15 protein-coding genes are annotated in these 15,617 nt (G+C 33.4%); 12 read left to right on the top strand and 3 right to left on the bottom strand.

Annotated features, from left to right (window positions below; genetic code table 11):
- The first annotated feature begins 31 nt into the window (after nt 1-31).
- From ACE94K_RS06900 to ACE94K_RS06865, 8 genes are all read left to right on the top strand, one after another.
- Nucleotides 32-715 carry a DUF6089 family protein gene (locus tag ACE94K_RS06900; protein ID WP_378181880.1) on the top strand — a complete coding sequence of 228 codons (684 nt, stop codon included), beginning with the start codon at nt 32-34 and terminating at the stop codon, nt 713-715.
- 3 nt (nt 716-718) lie between these two features.
- A complete protein-coding gene (locus tag ACE94K_RS06895) occupies nt 719-1,456 on the top strand; it encodes an isoprenyl transferase (RefSeq protein ID WP_378181877.1) in 738 nt (245 codons plus the stop codon).
- Nucleotides 1,457-1,460: 4 nt separating this feature from the next.
- The gene (locus ACE94K_RS06890) at nt 1,461-4,088 is read left to right on the top strand and encodes an outer membrane protein assembly factor (protein WP_378181874.1); all 2,628 of its coding nucleotides are present in this window, start codon (nt 1,461-1,463) and stop codon (nt 4,086-4,088) included.
- Between the two features lie 36 nt (nt 4,089-4,124).
- Nucleotides 4,125-4,982, top strand: coding sequence for an OmpH family outer membrane protein (locus ACE94K_RS06885; protein WP_378181871.1), 858 nt, complete (start codon nt 4,125-4,127; stop codon nt 4,980-4,982).
- 45 nt (nt 4,983-5,027) lie between these two features.
- Nucleotides 5,028-5,537: an OmpH family outer membrane protein gene (locus ACE94K_RS06880; protein ID WP_378181868.1), complete on the top strand. Its 510-nt coding sequence runs from the start codon at nt 5,028-5,030 to the stop codon at nt 5,535-5,537.
- Between the two features lie 234 nt (nt 5,538-5,771).
- Nucleotides 5,772-6,470, top strand: coding sequence for a hypothetical protein (locus ACE94K_RS06875; protein ID WP_378181865.1), 699 nt, complete (start codon nt 5,772-5,774; stop codon nt 6,468-6,470).
- A gap of 105 nt (nt 6,471-6,575) precedes the next feature.
- Nucleotides 6,576-7,418, top strand: coding sequence for a glutamate racemase (gene murI / locus ACE94K_RS06870; RefSeq protein WP_378181862.1), 843 nt, complete (start codon nt 6,576-6,578; stop codon nt 7,416-7,418).
- A 180-nt stretch (nt 7,419-7,598) separates the two neighbouring features.
- Nucleotides 7,599-8,123, top strand: coding sequence for a hypothetical protein (locus tag ACE94K_RS06865; protein ID WP_378181859.1), 525 nt, complete (start codon nt 7,599-7,601; stop codon nt 8,121-8,123).
- An 8-nt stretch (nt 8,124-8,131) separates the two neighbouring features.
- On the opposite strand, the gene ACE94K_RS06860 is transcribed toward ACE94K_RS06865, so the two are convergent.
- Together ACE94K_RS06860 and ACE94K_RS06855 are read right to left on the bottom strand one after the other, a co-directional pair.
- Nucleotides 8,132-8,866, bottom strand: a complete 735-nt coding sequence (locus ACE94K_RS06860; protein ID WP_378181857.1) for a LytR/AlgR family response regulator transcription factor — start codon at nt 8,864-8,866, stop codon at nt 8,132-8,134.
- 36 nt (nt 8,867-8,902) lie between these two features.
- A complete protein-coding gene (locus ACE94K_RS06855) occupies nt 8,903-11,137 on the bottom strand; it encodes a histidine kinase (protein WP_378181854.1) in 2,235 nt (744 codons plus the stop codon).
- A gap of 219 nt (nt 11,138-11,356) precedes the next feature.
- Here ACE94K_RS06855 and ACE94K_RS06850 point away from each other — a divergent pair, with 219 nt between their 5' ends.
- Both ACE94K_RS06850 and ACE94K_RS06845 read left to right on the top strand, forming a co-directional pair.
- The gene (locus tag ACE94K_RS06850; protein WP_378181851.1) at nt 11,357-12,529 is read left to right on the top strand and encodes a VWA domain-containing protein; all 1,173 of its coding nucleotides are present in this window, start codon (nt 11,357-11,359) and stop codon (nt 12,527-12,529) included.
- 17 nt (nt 12,530-12,546) lie between these two features.
- Nucleotides 12,547-13,050, top strand: coding sequence for a rhodanese-like domain-containing protein (locus tag ACE94K_RS06845; RefSeq protein WP_378181848.1), 504 nt, complete (start codon nt 12,547-12,549; stop codon nt 13,048-13,050).
- A gap of 54 nt (nt 13,051-13,104) precedes the next feature.
- On the opposite strand, the gene ACE94K_RS06840 is transcribed toward ACE94K_RS06845, so the two are convergent.
- The gene (locus ACE94K_RS06840; protein ID WP_378181845.1) at nt 13,105-14,130 is read right to left on the bottom strand and encodes a type IX secretion system membrane protein PorP/SprF; all 1,026 of its coding nucleotides are present in this window, start codon (nt 14,128-14,130) and stop codon (nt 13,105-13,107) included.
- A gap of 245 nt (nt 14,131-14,375) precedes the next feature.
- Here ACE94K_RS06840 and ACE94K_RS06835 point away from each other — a divergent pair, with 245 nt between their 5' ends.
- Complete coding sequence (locus ACE94K_RS06835; RefSeq protein ID WP_378181842.1) at nt 14,376-15,281, top strand: NifU family protein; 906 nt, start codon at nt 14,376-14,378, stop codon at nt 15,279-15,281.
- A 126-nt stretch (nt 15,282-15,407) separates the two neighbouring features.
- The gene (locus tag ACE94K_RS06830) at nt 15,408-15,608 is read left to right on the top strand and encodes a dodecin family protein (RefSeq protein ID WP_378181839.1); all 201 of its coding nucleotides are present in this window, start codon (nt 15,408-15,410) and stop codon (nt 15,606-15,608) included.
- Nucleotides 15,609-15,617: the final 9 nt, after the last annotated feature.

The following is a 15,617-nucleotide window of genomic DNA, read 5'->3' as shown; positions in this document are numbered from 1 at the left end:
AATTGTTATATTTGCAAACTTTTGAAAATCTATGAGATACTTAGCAACCTTTGTATTAATTTTATTTTTTGGGCAATCTATCACCTCACAAACGTATGAGGTTGGACTAATGGCAGGTGGTTCTAATTATATTGGAGATGTAGGATCAACCTACTATATATCGCCTAATGCACTTGCTATTGGAGCCATTGGAAAATGGAACCGAAGCAAAAGACACGCATTTAGAGCTTCTTTTTTATATGCCAACCTTAAATCTAATGATTCCAGAGGAGACGACAGAAGGGCCCAAAGAGGGTTTAGCTTCAATAATTCGGTTAAAGAATTATCTGTTGGTCTAGAATTTAATTTCTGGGAATGGTATCTCTACGATGGACAACCACAATTTACTCCATATCTGTATACAGGCTTGACCGGTTTTAACTATAGCGCTAAAGCAGTCGACCCAAATAACGGAAATCAAATAAGTGCGTATAGCGAAAAATGGAACGCAGCCATACCAATGGTGGTTGGAATAAAGAAAACGATAGGAAGACACTGGGTCTTAGGTGCAGAAATAGGTGCAAGATATACATTCACCGATAATTTGGATGGAAGTAATCCGGACAATGCATTTGGAACAGGATTTGGTAATTTGGATAATAATGACTGGTATGTATTTACCGGTATTACATTATCCTACACATGGGGACGTATACCGTGTTATTGTGCATTCTAAAAAATGATTGATAAAGAACAACTTAACTCTAATATCCCGAAGCACATAGCCATTATTATGGATGGTAATGGAAGATGGGCAAAAAAGAAAGGCTTTTTTAGAGCGGTAGGCCACGAAAATGGAACAAAAGCAGTTAGAGAAGCTGTAGAAGCTGCAGCTGAAATAGGGGTAAAATATCTTACTTTATATGCTTTTTCCACTGAAAATTGGAACAGACCTAAACTAGAAGTGGAAACTTTAATGAAGCTTTTAGTAAATTCTTTGAAAAAAGAAATCAAGACACTTCAAAAAAATAATATCCGATTGAATGCCATTGGAAACCTACAGGCATTACCCCAAAAAGCCCGAACAGAATTACTGGAAGTTATTGAAAAGACTAAGGATAACAAACATATGACACTTTCCTTAGCTCTTAGTTATGGTAGTAGAGAAGAGCTTATAAAAACTATTCAAGAAATAAGTAATAAAGTTAAAAATAATGTACTTTCGCCACATCTTATAAATGAAGCAGTCATTAATGAGCATTTGTATACTAAAACACTACCAGATGTAGACTTATTGATACGTACCAGTGGAGAACAACGTATTAGTAATTTCTTATTATGGCAGATTGCGTATGCAGAGTTATATTTTACCGAAATATTATGGCCGGATTTTAAAAAAACAGATTTATTTGAGGCTATTTTAAATTATCAACAAAGAGAGAGAAGATTTGGAAAAACTAGTGAGCAGCTTAGTTAAAAAGATGATAAAAAAATTACCCATTACGTATTTTGCATTTATTGCATTTCTATTCAACACAGTATTACTTTCAGCACAAAGCTTACCCGGAACGACAGGAAAAGAATATATCATAGGTGATATAAAGGTGACTGGAATGTCAACCTACAGTGAAAATACCATCATAACGTTCACCGGACTGAAAAATGGGGAAAGAATCGCGTTGCCAGGAGACAGGATTAGCCAGGTTATTAAAAAACTTTGGGATCTTGAATTATTTAGCGATATCAATTTTTATATCACTAAAGTCGAAGGTGAAAAAGCATTCCTTGAAATCAATATTCAAGAAGTACCAGAATTAAATCAGGCCCGTATTGAAGGAGTGAGAAAACGAAAAGCTGAAGATCTTATTAAAGATAACGGTCTTAATCCTGGAACAAAGGTTACAGAAAATCTTATCACTACCACACGAAATTTCATTACCAATAAATATCGTAAAGATGGTTTTTTAAACACCAAAGTTATTATCAACACTACACCTGTAAAAGACACTGTACCAACCAACAAGGTAAATATGCTCGTTAGAATTGACAAAGGTGATCGTGTAAAAGTTGATAAAATAAGAATTGACGGAAACGAACAATTTTCTGATAATAAGGTGAGGGCTGCTATGAAGAACACCAAACAGAAAAAAATCTGGAGATTCTGGAAACGTTCAAAATACATTAAAAACGATTACCAAGAGGACAAGGAAAGCATTATTAGCAAATACAAAGAAAAAGGTTATAGAGACGCCCGTATTACTTCTGATTCATTGATCGTAGAAGATGACAACAGCGTTTCATTAAACCTTTCTATCGAAGAAGGAAACAAATACTATTTTGGAGATATTAATTTCTTAGGAAACAGTGTTTATACAGACAATCAATTGGCAAGACAGCTAGTTATTAAAAAAGGAGATGTATACAACGGAGTGCTTCTAGAAAAACAAATTGCAGATAACACTAAACCAGATGCTAACGACCTTACTAACTTATATCAAAATAATGGATATTTGTTTTCTAATATAGATGCTGTAGAAACCAATGTTAAAAATGACACTATAGATTTCGAAATTAGAATTCGTGAAGGAAAACTTGTACGTTTTGATCATATAACCGTCACAGGTAATGACAAAACAAATGATCACGTTATTTATCGAATCCTGAGAACCAAACCTGGTCAGATTTACAGCAAAGATCTTGTAGTTAGAACAGTTCGAGAAATTGGACAATTAGGATTCTTTGATCCTGAGCAATTAGAACCTCAATTTAAAAACGCCGATCCGCAAGCAGGAACTATTGACATAAACTATCCGGTTGTAGAAAAAGGAGCAAGTCAGATCGAGCTTCAAGGTGGTTTTGGTGGAGGAGGTTTTGTGGGAACACTAGGGTTAGCGTTCAGCAACTTTTCTATCAGAAATATCTTTAACAAAGAAGCTTACAGTCCCTTACCTATGGGTGATGGGCAAACACTTCGTATAAGAGCGCAAGCAAGTCAGTTTTTTCAAACATATAGTTTATCATTTGTAGAACCTTGGTTAGGAGGAAAAAGACCTTTCCAGCTTTCTACCTCTTTTTCTCATACCATTCAATTCTTATTCAACAATAGAACAAGAGATGTCGACAGAGATAGTAAGTTCTTGATAACCGGTGGATCTATTGGTATTGCAAAAAGGTTAAATTGGCCTGATAACTATTTTACTTTGTCGCAAGCATTAAGTATTCAGCATTATAATCTAAAAAACTATAATACCAGATTATTTACATTTGGTAATGGTTCCTCAAATAATTTAGCATATACGATAGGTATCAACAGGAATAATACAGCCGTAAATCCAATTTTCCCAACGTCTGGATCCGAGTTTAATATCATTGCCAAACTTTCGCTTCCTTACTCATTATGGGATGGAAAAGATTATAGTGCCTTGGCCGAAAGAAGATCAGATATTGAAGAACAACTGAACGATAGAAATTCGGGATTGGATGTTGATGAAATTCAGGATTTAGTGACCGAAAGAGGAGAAATTGACCAAGAACGCTTTGACTGGTTAGAATACTACAAAATCAAATTTGATGCAACCTGGTACACCTCACTTACGAAAATAGGAAAACAACCCTTAGTGCTTAGGACTCGAGCTGAGTATGGTTTTCTGGGAGCCTACAATAATAATAGAGGAAACATTCCTTTTGAGAGATTTTTCTTGGGGGGAGATGGACTGGGTGCCACAGCACTAGACGGAAGAGAAGTTGTAGCGCTAAGAGGATATCCAAATCAATCAATTATACCGTTAAGTAGAGCTAATGACCCAGATTTTATAGAAGATGGGGCAACAATTTATAATAAATATTCGTTAGAGCTTCGTTATCCAATTACTCTAAAACCATCAGCATCTATTTACATGCTGGCATTTTTAGAAGGAGGAGCATCTTATGATAGCTTTAGAGGATTCAATCCATTTCAATTAAACCGTTCTGCCGGAGCAGGTTTACGTATCTTTATGCCTGCCTTTGGTTTGCTGGGTATAGATTTTGGGTACGGTTTTGACCCAATACCGGGTACGACTGGAAATAATGGATGGGAAACTCATTTTATCATAGGACAACAATTTTAATTTTGGCACGATTATTTCTATAAACAAAACAGGATCATGAAAACAAAAGTTCTTTTAGTATTATCAGCTATCCTTTGGTTATCTTTTTCCAATTCGGCAGAAGCTCAAAAAGGTATTAGAATCGGTTATATTGACATGGATTATATATTGGAAAATGTACCCGAATATAATGAAGCATCCGCAGATCTGGAAAGCAAAGTTCAAAAATGGAAAGTAGAAATTGAAGCTGAGTTAAAAGAAGTAGAACAAATGAGAAAAGATCTCAATAACGAACGTGTGCTACTTACCAAAGAGCTTATTGAAGAAAGAGAAGAAGATATTTTCTTTAAAGAAAAAGAAATATTAGAATATCAACAAAAAAGATTTGGACCTAATGGAGATTTATTTCTTCAAAAAAAGAGATTAGTTCAACCGGTTCAAGATCAAGTTTTTGTAGCTGTTCAAGAAGTTGCAAAGAATAAAAAATATGATTTTATATTTGACAAATCTGCAGATTTGGTAATGCTTTACTCTGCCGATAGACATGATATAAGCGATCAAATACTATTGAGAATCAACAGAGCTTCTAAAAGAAAGCAAATAAATAGTAAAAAAGAAAAAAAGGCGTTAGAGCGTGCTGAAAAAAGAAATGTTGAACAAGAAAAAGAAGTAACTGACAGAGAAAAGGCTACGTCTCAGAAACAAGCGGAGAGAGAAAAATTATTGGCAGAAAGAAGAGCGGCTAGAGACTCTATCAGAGCAGCTAAGAAAAAGGAATTTGAAGCAAGAAGAGCTAAACTTCTGGAAGCACAAAAAAGAAAGAAAGATTCTATACAAGCGCTAAAAGAGCAATTAAAAAAAGAAACACCCTCTAATAATGATGATGGTGAGACAAAGGAAAATGATGATAATTAGAAAAATTAATTTTTAAATTTATAACACACTTAATATTACTGAAAAATGAAAAAGTTTAGAACCCTATTTGTAGCTTGTGCATTCATCCTAGGAGCCTCAAGTTTTGTAAATGCGCAATCCAAAGTAGCACATATTGCTTCTCAGGAACTAGTAGAAGCCATGCCTGCTTTTAAAGCTGCTAAAAGCGAAATCGAAAAGCTAAACAAGACATACGAAGCCGAAATCAGAAACATGGTTTTGGAATTACAGAATACCATGAAAAAGTATCAAGCTGAAGCTCCTACCAAAACTGAAGAAGAAAATGCTAAAAGAGCTCAAGAAGTTCAGGCTACAGAAAAAAGTATAGGAGATTATAGACAAAATGCTTTACAAGATCTTCAGAAAAAAGAAATTGAATTACTAAAGCCTATTTATGAAAGCGCACGTGTTTCTATCCAAAAAGTAGCAAGAGCACAAGGTTTTCAGTATGTATTAGATTCTACTACAGGAACAGGAGTTATCCTTGCTGATGGAAAAGATTTAATGGCAGATGTAAAGAAAGACTTAGGTATTTAGAAAACTACCTTTTTGATAAAAAGCGGTGAGAAAAACTTTTTTCTCACCGCTTTTTTTATGAAATATCGGCTATAATACAATTCGCAGCTTCTTAATTTAAATACACATAAAAGCATTTTAAAAAAAATCTGATTTTTCATCAAATATTGGGTAACCTCTTTAGAGTATGAAGGTATTAATAGTAGGATATGTGATAGAAACACAAATCATTTATTAACCTTAATTTTTTTTAACATGAAACAAATCATTTTATTCATTGCAATTGCAACTCTTACACTCTCGTGTAGTAAAGATTCTATCGATTCAATCGAAGAGGTAAATCAAAACAAAGAATTAAAAACTTATTCATACGTGTATCAGGGAAATAGATACGACCTGAAAATAGATTTTTCTGATCCAGATCAACCAGAATTACAACCTGGCGAACATAACGAGTTTATGGAAAAAGTATTTGATCTTCCAAACCTAGTCACTATAATTACTGACGATAATGATCATATTTATCATCTTTTTGATGATATGGAAGCATATAAGAATTCTGATTTTAAAAAAGAACTCAATAACAATCCAACCGATACTGATACTGACAGGAGTTCAAATATTGGTGCTGATGTAAAGCTTTTTTGGGATATAAATTATGGTGGCTCTTCTATTAGTTATTCTGCTTTCAGCTATACAGAAATAAGCAACTTACACGAAATAGGTTGGGGAGATAAAGTAAGCTCTATAGAAGTGAATGGTTATAACGCAGAATTCTATTTTTATGAAGATACTAGATTTAGAGGAAAAGTGATAGGTACAGTACACGGTACTTATCCGTACGCTCCAACAACATCGTATTGGAGAGATCTAAGACGGAACAAAATGAATTCTACTCCCTGGAGCAGAAGTTGGAATGACAGAATATCATCCCTAATAATCATCAAACGATAATTATGTGATTTTTACTATTCAATAGTATAATTTGGATGCGAGATATAATATTCCTATCTAAATTTTATTTTAAATTGAATAAATAATTGTTACTATGAAAAAGCAATGAGGGATAAACTCATTGCTTTTCTTATTTTTGGCATATTACTATATAATTTCATGAACGATCAGGCAATTGGCATATTTGACTCTGGTGTAGGAGGCACTTCAATTTGGAAAGAAATTGCCATGGCCATGCCTAACGAAAATACCATATATCTGGCAGACAGCAAATATGCTCCATACGGCAAACGAAGTAAGGAAGAGATCATTGATTTAAGCATTAAAAACACCAAAAAACTACTTGATCTTAATTGTAAAATCATCGTTGTTGCCTGTAACACGGCAACAACGAATGCCATAAAAATACTTAGAGAAAAATTCAATATTCCGCTTATTGGTATTGAACCCGCAATAAAACCAGCTGCTCTTAATACTAAAACTCAAAAAGTTGGTGTACTTGCAACGAAAGGAACATTATCCAGTAAATTGTTTGCTAAAACCTCTGATGAATATGCTGCTAATATAGAAGTGATCGAAGTTATTGGCACCGGACTGGTAGAACTAATTGAGGAGGGTAAAATACAAACGACAGAAATGCAACATCTGTTGACATCCTATACGCAACCTCTTGTTGAAAAAAATATAGATTACCTAGTCTTAGGTTGCAGTCATTACCCTTACCTGATACCGCTGTTAAAAACCATACTTCCTCCTCAAATTGACATTATAGACTCTGGAGAAGCTGTTGCTAGACAGACAAAAGTCATTCTTTCTAAAAATAATCTTCTAAGCGCTTCTGTAAAAGCAGGAACACACGCCTTTTATACCAATGGATCATTAGGTGTTTTACAAAAAATACTACAGACAAGCGATACCTCTTTTACACTGAAGGCTTTAAATTTTTAAAAACGTAAGAATTAACCTTCTAAATTTAAATTTTAAAGTTAAAAAAGTGTTTTTTAGCGAATTTTAACACTTTTCATCATTGTTGGAATTGTTTTTTTTCATTTATTTGATAATCTGTTGATTATTAAGTTTTTAAATTAAAGCAGATACTAATAAACTTTTACCCCTAAATCCCTGATTATGCAAAAAAGCATTGTAACGCTTTTTGGACTCTTTTGTATCACCTTTTCTATGGCACAAAATAATGTTCAAATTGATGGAAGATTAAAGCCACATTTGGATTTGTTTTTTGAGTATTGTAAAGAGTATAACATTGAATATTATGATAAGCTGTTTGAGCTAAAAAATATTGATATCGTTGATACTCTGACAGTTTCTCCGCAGGGCTCTACGCTCGGAATGCTCACCAGAGACAAAAATAACAAAGTAGAAAACATTGTAATTAGCTGGGTAGCTATGCTAGATCAGGAAATATTAAAAGTAGTAGCGTTTCACGAATTTGCGCATTATTTTCTGGATTATGAAAAACATATTTGTGAGGATTGCGGAGAAATTATGGCAGTTGTCAATACCAGTTATTTTGATATTATTAAAGATTGGGACAATCAGGTGAAGACACTATTTCTAGATTCACCTCTATATAAAAAGCGAAAAAGAGTAGCATACCAAGATTCCACTACGCGACAAGATGTACTAGCCAATTAATTTTTTTCCTATTTAAAATAATCTAGCAAGGCGCCCTTTTTTGAAGCAGACACCAGCAGTTCCTTACCCGAGTTTAATTGAACGCTGCCTCCTTTACCTTTCTTGTAACGTATAATCGCATTTACATTGACCAAATAACTTTTATGTATTCTAACAAATCCTTGATCCGTCAAAGAATCTTCAAAATACTTTAAAGTCTTACTGACCAATTTTTGACCTTGATGAAGGAATATTTTGGTATAGTTATCATCTGCCTGACAATATAAGATTTCGGCAACTTTCAATACTTCAAACCCATCCTGTTGTGGTATTGTAATTTTTCCATCAGCGGTGGCAGATATTTTGGGTGTTAACACCTTATCCTGTAGTTCTTTTTCGCGTTCTTTTATATGAGTCACATGATCAACAGCTTTAATCAAATTATCAATCGCAATTGGTTTTAAAAGATAATATGTAGCTTGTGCATTGAGTGCGTCAACCGCGTAATGGTCATACGCTGTAACAAAAACTGTCTCAAAGGTTCGTTCAGGTACTTGTTCTAACAAATCGAAAGCGTTACCGTAAGGCATTTCTACATCAAGAAATAGTAAATCAGGATCATTAGATTCTAGAATTTTTAGTGTTTCAGGCACACTTGCTGCTTCACCTATCACTTTTACCGAAGGACAATATTTGTTCAGATAATTTTTCAAGATTGCTCGACTATTAGCCTCATCATCTACTACGATTGCAGTCAAATTCATAGTTTTTTAGATTTTATCGTTATTTACACTACCTTTTTATTGGTCTTTTTTAAGTGTCAGCTTCACTTGAGTTCCTCCTTCTTCTTCTATCAAATCCGAGATAAAAACATCTACTTTGTCTTTATACATTGTATTAAGTATATTAATCCTTTTTTTAATATTACTCATTCCTTGAGACTTTTGCTTCTTTTGATTTAATGTTTTTAGCGCTTTAGATTTCTCCCTTCCGATCCCGTTGTCGGTAATTACAATTTCGATGGTATCGTGATTCTTTTTATTAAAATGTATAGAAAGTAATCCTTTTTCTTCCTTATATCTCAAACCATGCCAAACAGCATTCTCTACATAAGGTTGAAGCAGCATAGGAGGAATCATATATTGAGTAACATCGATCCCCGGATCAACTTCTATAACGTAGTCAAATTTATCCTGAAATCTAAAATGCTCTAGCTGTACATATAATGATAACAACTCTATTTCTTTTTCCAGAGGGATAAAATCTTCTTCACTATTTTCTAATACGGCTCTCATCAACAATGAGAAATCTGTCAGGTATTTATTTGCCGCTCTTTCGTCACTTGTAGCAATAAAAGTATTCACAGAATTAAGTGCGTTAAAAATAAAATGTGGGTTCATTTGAGAACGCAACGATTTAAGAGCTAATAAATTATTAGCATATTGATGCTGTTTTATATTACGATACATAAGATACGCAGCAAAAAATAACAGTATAGATAATCCAATCAATGAATAGATAATTATTCTTTGCTGTCCTGCCAGTTCCTGAGCTGCAAACGCCAATTTATACCTGCTTTCATTAAGCTCCCTATCTTTTTCTAATGTAGCAATACGATTTGCCTTCTGGACCAACTCTCTACTAAACCTAGCTGCTTGTGATATCTCCTGGTCTTTTTGTACGTATAATTTATCAATGATGACTTCATATTCCTTAAAAGCCTCTGAGGCTTTTTCTAGCTCTCCTTTTTCTCTATACACCTCTCCTAACTTTCTGGTGGCATCTTTTTGAACAACCAAATCATTTTCTGACTCTGCTTGTTTAATACTTTCCTCCAGATAAGGTATTGCTTCGTCATATTCAGATTGAGCTGCAAAAGCATTTGCTATTTTGTAATTCTGCACCTGAGAAGTAATCGCACGATCTTCAATATTAGCTGGATCAGAAGGAATACTTTCATTTTTTATCTGACTTGGTTTCAAGTTTTTTTCTGCTAAATCCTGAATATCTTCTAACGCCTCTTTTCGTAGCTGTATTTCTTTATCGAAGCTATTATTTTTATTGTAGAAATCGGCCGCTTTTGCTCGCTGTCTGGCCGAAGTTTTTTTACTTCTTTTACTGGCCAATTGCACCGAATTATCAATATACTCCTCGGCATCGTTTAGGTTTCCTTGAATCTGTAGTATTTCTGCCAGTTTAGAGTTTAATTCAATTATAAAATCTTCTGACTTATTTTTTTGTGCAAAAGATAGGGCAATGTTGTAATTATTAACAGCATTTTCGTTATTACCGGATCCTTTATAACTATCTCCCAACCCAGCATAAACTTGAATTCGCTGCTCGGCTTGTAATCTAGACTTCTTTAATTCATCAAAAGTACGTAAAGATGATTCATAGTTTTCAGCTTGTAATTGTGCATTCCCTAGTTTAATTTTTACGTCAGCATTATATTTATTACTTAAACTGGTAGCATAATTACTTTCAGCTAAATCTGGTTGTTTCCAATACGCATTAATATCTCCTAAAGTTTCAAAAAGTTCTGCCTTTTTCTCATCTGCAAAAGTATCTCCATCCTGTATCGTCTCGAGTGCTTTTGTAATATAATCAATACTGGTTGTGGCGTCCTTTTTCATAGAGTTTCTAGCAGCAGCAAGATACTCCCCGTAAGCTGCAGACAATTTTTTTTCTTTTTTTTCTCTCTCTGCGCTAGAAGATATTGGTTCTTCTTGTACCTTAACATCAATTCTTTCAGCACTCTGAATAGTATGGTAAATTGTATTAAAGTTATCGTGACTAATCACAATTTCATCTCCTATTTTAGCCTGTATTTTAAAATCTCCCAAATTATCAGTGCGGTATACTCTCCCACCAACCACAAGAATCTCTACATTCTTAAGAGGACGAAGTGTTTTTTCTTCTTTAACTGTACCACGAATGGTCATAGTGCGCTCTGATGTTTTTCGAAACTCGTTCTGCGCGAAAAAAGTATTAGGCGATAGCCAAATTATTAATAAAACTAAACAAAATTTATTCATTACATTAATTATAATCAAGGTAAACTTAACCCATTTCTGTGGGATAATAAAATCAGAATTTAAGGACTTACCTGTTTTCTAATAACTTTTAAGTAATAAAAAAGTACTTCCCTAACTGATCTTGCTTTTTTACTCATTGATAAGAACTTCTTACTCATTGTTCATTTTTGTTCTGGAAAGTTCGTTCTAGTTTTAGCCTAAATTAAAAGATCAAAAATTATGAAGAATATATATGTATGGAGTTTATTATGTTTACTAATAGTTCCTGTTTCCTGTAATGCAAAAAACAAGGGTAATTCTGAGTTAGCACTGAAATCCAATAATTCTTATGAGATTTACACTTCAAAAACAGACCCTGACACAAGAAACATTCAGGTCGCTTTATTATTGGATACCAGTAACAGCATGGACGGTCTGATTGATCAGGCAAAAGCTCAGTTATGGGAAATCGTAAATGAACTTTCTTATGCAAAATGTGGTCATTATAAAATAAAACTACAAATTGCCCTGTATGAATACGGCAATGATCGTTTACCATCACAAGAAGGTTATATCAGACAAGTGCTCCCGTTCTCGGATGATCTAGACGAAATATCCAAAGAGCTTTTTGCATTGACAACAAATGGAGGTAATGAGTATTGTGGTAAAGTGATAAACACTTCGATAAACCAATTAGATTGGAAAAAAAACAATAATCATCTAAAACTAATTTTTATTGCCGGCAACGAACCTTTTACCCAAGGTCCTGTAAACTATAAAGATGCTGCTATTGACGCAAAAGAAAAGGATATCACCATTAATACCATTTTTTGTGGCAACTACAAACAAGGCATAGAAACCAAATGGAAAGACGGAGCAGACACAACCAATGGTGAATACAGTGCTATTGATCATAACAGAGAAACAATACACATAGCGACCCCTTATGACGATATCATCTTACAATTAAACAGAAGATTAAATAACACATATATTTACTATGGTAATGAAGGCTCCAAAAAAATGAGCCTACAAGCCGAACAAGATAATAATGCTCGGTCATACAGTCCTGCTAACGCTGTCAGCAGAACTGTTAGTAAAAGTTCAGGGTTTTACAAAAATAAAAGTTGGGATCTTGTAGATGCCGCAGAAGATAAAAATTTTGAGCTAGAAGAAATTGTAAAAGAAGAATTACCACAGGAATTAAAAGGTAAGTCTAAAACAGAATTAAAACAATATATCGACGAAAAAAGTAATGAGCGAAAAGAAGTGCAGCAAAAAATACAGGAGTTGAATAAGAAGCGAATAGAATACATCAAAAATAATAGTAAAAAGGATGATTCTAATCTTGAAGCTGCTTTAATTAAAGCAATAAAAACTCAAGGAGAAAGAAAATCTTTTAGTTGGAAATAATAATAAAAACAGAACCGATGAAAATAAGTTTAATACTTTTTCTAATACCCATTACTATGTTGTCTCAAAAGGAAGATAAATTACAAAAGTCAAAAGTAGATTATAATTCATTTTTGGAAATTAGCGAAGAAGTTTTGAAGTATAGAGAAACAAGGTTGATACCTCTTGATACATTTCTTAACTTTAATAAGGATCCTGAAACTATTTTACTGGATACAAGATCAGAAGCTGCGTATAAACTAAAACATTTAGAAGGAGCTGTCCATTTAAACTTCTCTGATTTTACCGAGGAAAAACTAGCAAAGATCATTCCTGATAAAAAAACGAGAATTTTAATTTATTGCAATAATAATATAGATGGCGACCCTATCAGTTTTCCGACCAAGAGACTACCCTTAGCGCTGAACATTCCAACCTTTATTAATCTTTATGGATATGGTTATAAAAATATATACGAACTATCTTCATTAGTTCCTATACGAGATAAACGCCTAAAATTTACTGGCGCAGAAGTAAAATAAATAAAAAGACTAGCATTATTGACTAGTCTTTTTTTATCTAAAAAAATGTCTCTATTAATTATTTACCGCAGGACAATGACAATTCCAACGTTCTTTACGCTTTCCAAAATCATACCCCAATGTGAGTTGGTGGAAACCTCCGTTACTTAAAACCACAGAGTTAGATTGATAACTGTACGTATAACCTACCATCCACTTCTTATAGTTTATACCCAAAAACGGTGTAATATATTGTAATTTTTGGCTTTCAATTTCTGTACCGGTTTGAGAAAACTCTGCTCCATCGAAACTTCTTCTATATGATAAACCTCCCCATAGAGTAACAAGTTCACCAAACCTTCTATACACCTTTAAATTGGCATCAATAGTACTTTCCATGGTTTGATCGGTAGCTTGATAAAGTATAGATGGCTCTAAACTCCAAGGACCGTTTGCTAGTCCAAATACATATCCTGTAGAAAAGATATAGCGTCTTTGGTTGTTAGGCTCTCGTATTGTATTGTTAGGATTATCAAATTGTCGTCTGGTTGATGGTAATATATTTTTTACCGTAAAATGAGCAAACCAATTAAGATAATGATAAGACATCCCAACATCTATATTAAAATAAGCAGCTTTTTGTATGAGATTATCGCGAAATGCAGGATCGGGGTCTTGATCATCCTCTAATCCCGTAATATCCAGATTAGATTGGATAAATGCACCACTGGTACCAAAAGACAACATATTGAGATCTGTACGATCGCGAGAAAACAACAAATGATATGCAAACGTAGCAAACACTCCTGTCTGAGTAAAAGGACCATTTTCATCTTGATATATAATAGCCCCCAGTCCTACTTTGTCACCTGTTCGAAAATTAATATTTGCAGATTGTGTATTGGGCGCATTATTAACGTCAAACCACTGTTTTCTTGCAGTAAGCCTAATTTTATTAGCATTTGAAGCCCCAGCCATTGATGGATGAACCAAATATAAGTTATCTGAAAGATAATCTGCATACACCGGAATTCCTTCCTGAGAAAAAATAAATTGTGAGGTCAGAATAATAAGCAACAAATAGTATTTCTTCAAATTCATTAGAGGCATTATGTTTAAAAAGGAAAAACTAGGTTAATTATTTCAATATAAACTATTTAATCCTGCTTATATTGTGGGGCTGTAATATTTCTTTTCCCAAATCAAAATATTATTTATTGCCGGCTTCAAATATATAAATTTTTACCAGAATATAACTTTTCGCCCTAGTATTAAAACATTCTTAATCTTATAAACCCTACTACAAAGTGGTATTACTTTTTAGTAAATTTGCTAAAAATATATCCATGGAAAAGAATTTTGAAATAAAAATTGAATCTACTTCAAATCCCAGCATTATAAAATTTGAGGCTAATTATTTTTTGACCGAGCATACAAGCTATGAATTTGAAAATATTGATCAGGCCCAAAATTCTCCTTTAGCACAACAGCTGTTTTACTTACCTTTTGTAAAGAGAGTGTTTATCGCGCAAAACTTTATAGCGATTGATAAATATAATATTGTGGAATGGACAGATGTGCAGCAAGAAGTTGCAGAACAAATAAAGGAATATTTAAATAGTGGACAACCTGCAATTAATGAAAGTTCAACTACAAAGAAAATGCCTATAACCATTTATGCAGAAAGCACTCCTAATCCTGCCGTACTTAAATTTGTAGCGAATAAAAAACTAGTAGCTTCTGGACATGAATTTAAAAATATTGATGATACCAAAGAAGCTCCGCTAGCAGAAAAATTATTTCATTTCCCATTTGTAAAAGAAGTATATATTGATGAGAACTATATTTCTATCAATAAATATGATATGGCAGACTGGAATGATGTTACTATGGAAATTAGAGAGTTTTTAAGAGACTACCTTGAACAGGGTAAAGAGGTGCTTTCGGAAAATGCTACAGTTTCTAAAAACCAAGTAGAAAAGCAAGCAGAAGCTGCTTTTGAAAAATTAGACGATACCTCGAAAGATATTGTAAATATTATTGAAGAATATATCAAGCCTGCTGTTGCCAGTGATGGTGGCAATATTATGTTTGACTCTTATGATCCAGTGAGTAAAGGAGTAAAAGTGATATTACAAGGTGCTTGTAGTGGATGTCCTTCTTCTACTTTTACCTTAAAAAACGGAATAGAAAATATGCTTAAGGAAATGCTAAAAGATAAGGTCGCATTTGTAGAAGCCATAAATGGGTAGTTCGTCGGATTATCTTTACTCATATCGAAAAACCATATAAATAATAATGGATATTATTCAAAAAAGACCAAACTATCTCGTATCTTAGAGAACCTTTTATAAAATATTAACCAAAAAATTATTAAAATGGCAATTGTTAAAGTAATAGAAGTAATAGCATCATCAGAAAAAGGTTGGGAAGACGCAGCCAAAAACGGAGTAAAAGAAGCTGCAAAGACAGTGAAAAACATTAAATCCGCTTGGATATCTGACCAGAAGCTAGTGATTAAGGATAATGAAATTAAAGAGTATAGAGTAATACTGAAAATTTCTTTTGAAATTAATTAAAAAAACCAC

This window comes from Aquimarina besae, assembly GCF_042434905.1.
GTDB lineage: Bacteria > Bacteroidota > Bacteroidia > Flavobacteriales > Flavobacteriaceae > Aquimarina.
The sequence above is the reverse complement of the archived record's forward strand: the minus strand, read 5'-3'. Positions and strand labels throughout refer to the sequence as shown.

Bases quoted from the DNA above. Each gene is read 5' to 3' on its own strand.
- ACE94K_RS06835 (WP_378181842.1), top strand. From the start codon at position 14,376: ATGGAAAAGAATTTTGAAATAAAAATTGAATCTACTTCAAATCCCAGC.
- ACE94K_RS06840 (WP_378181845.1), bottom strand. From the start codon at position 14,130: ATGAATTTGAAGAAATACTATTTGTTGCTTATTATTCTGACCTCACAA.
- ACE94K_RS06830 (WP_378181839.1), top strand. From the start codon at position 15,408: ATGGCAATTGTTAAAGTAATAGAAGTAATAGCATCATCAGAAAAAGGT.
- ACE94K_RS06875 (WP_378181865.1), top strand. From the start codon at position 5,772: ATGAAACAAATCATTTTATTCATTGCAATTGCAACTCTTACACTCTCG.
- murI (WP_378181862.1), top strand. From the start codon at position 6,576: ATGAGGGATAAACTCATTGCTTTTCTTATTTTTGGCATATTACTATAT.
- ACE94K_RS06900 (WP_378181880.1), top strand. From the start codon at position 32: ATGAGATACTTAGCAACCTTTGTATTAATTTTATTTTTTGGGCAATCT.
- ACE94K_RS06890 (WP_378181874.1), top strand. From the start codon at position 1,461: ATGATAAAAAAATTACCCATTACGTATTTTGCATTTATTGCATTTCTA.
- ACE94K_RS06845 (WP_378181848.1), top strand. From the start codon at position 12,547: ATGAAAATAAGTTTAATACTTTTTCTAATACCCATTACTATGTTGTCT.
- ACE94K_RS06880 (WP_378181868.1), top strand. From the start codon at position 5,028: ATGAAAAAGTTTAGAACCCTATTTGTAGCTTGTGCATTCATCCTAGGA.
- ACE94K_RS06855 (WP_378181854.1), bottom strand. From the start codon at position 11,137: ATGAATAAATTTTGTTTAGTTTTATTAATAATTTGGCTATCGCCTAAT.
- ACE94K_RS06850 (WP_378181851.1), top strand. From the start codon at position 11,357: ATGAAGAATATATATGTATGGAGTTTATTATGTTTACTAATAGTTCCT.
- ACE94K_RS06865 (WP_378181859.1), top strand. From the start codon at position 7,599: ATGCAAAAAAGCATTGTAACGCTTTTTGGACTCTTTTGTATCACCTTT.
- ACE94K_RS06860 (WP_378181857.1), bottom strand. From the start codon at position 8,866: ATGAATTTGACTGCAATCGTAGTAGATGATGAGGCTAATAGTCGAGCA.
- ACE94K_RS06895 (WP_378181877.1), top strand. From the start codon at position 719: ATGATTGATAAAGAACAACTTAACTCTAATATCCCGAAGCACATAGCC.
- ACE94K_RS06885 (WP_378181871.1), top strand. From the start codon at position 4,125: ATGAAAACAAAAGTTCTTTTAGTATTATCAGCTATCCTTTGGTTATCT.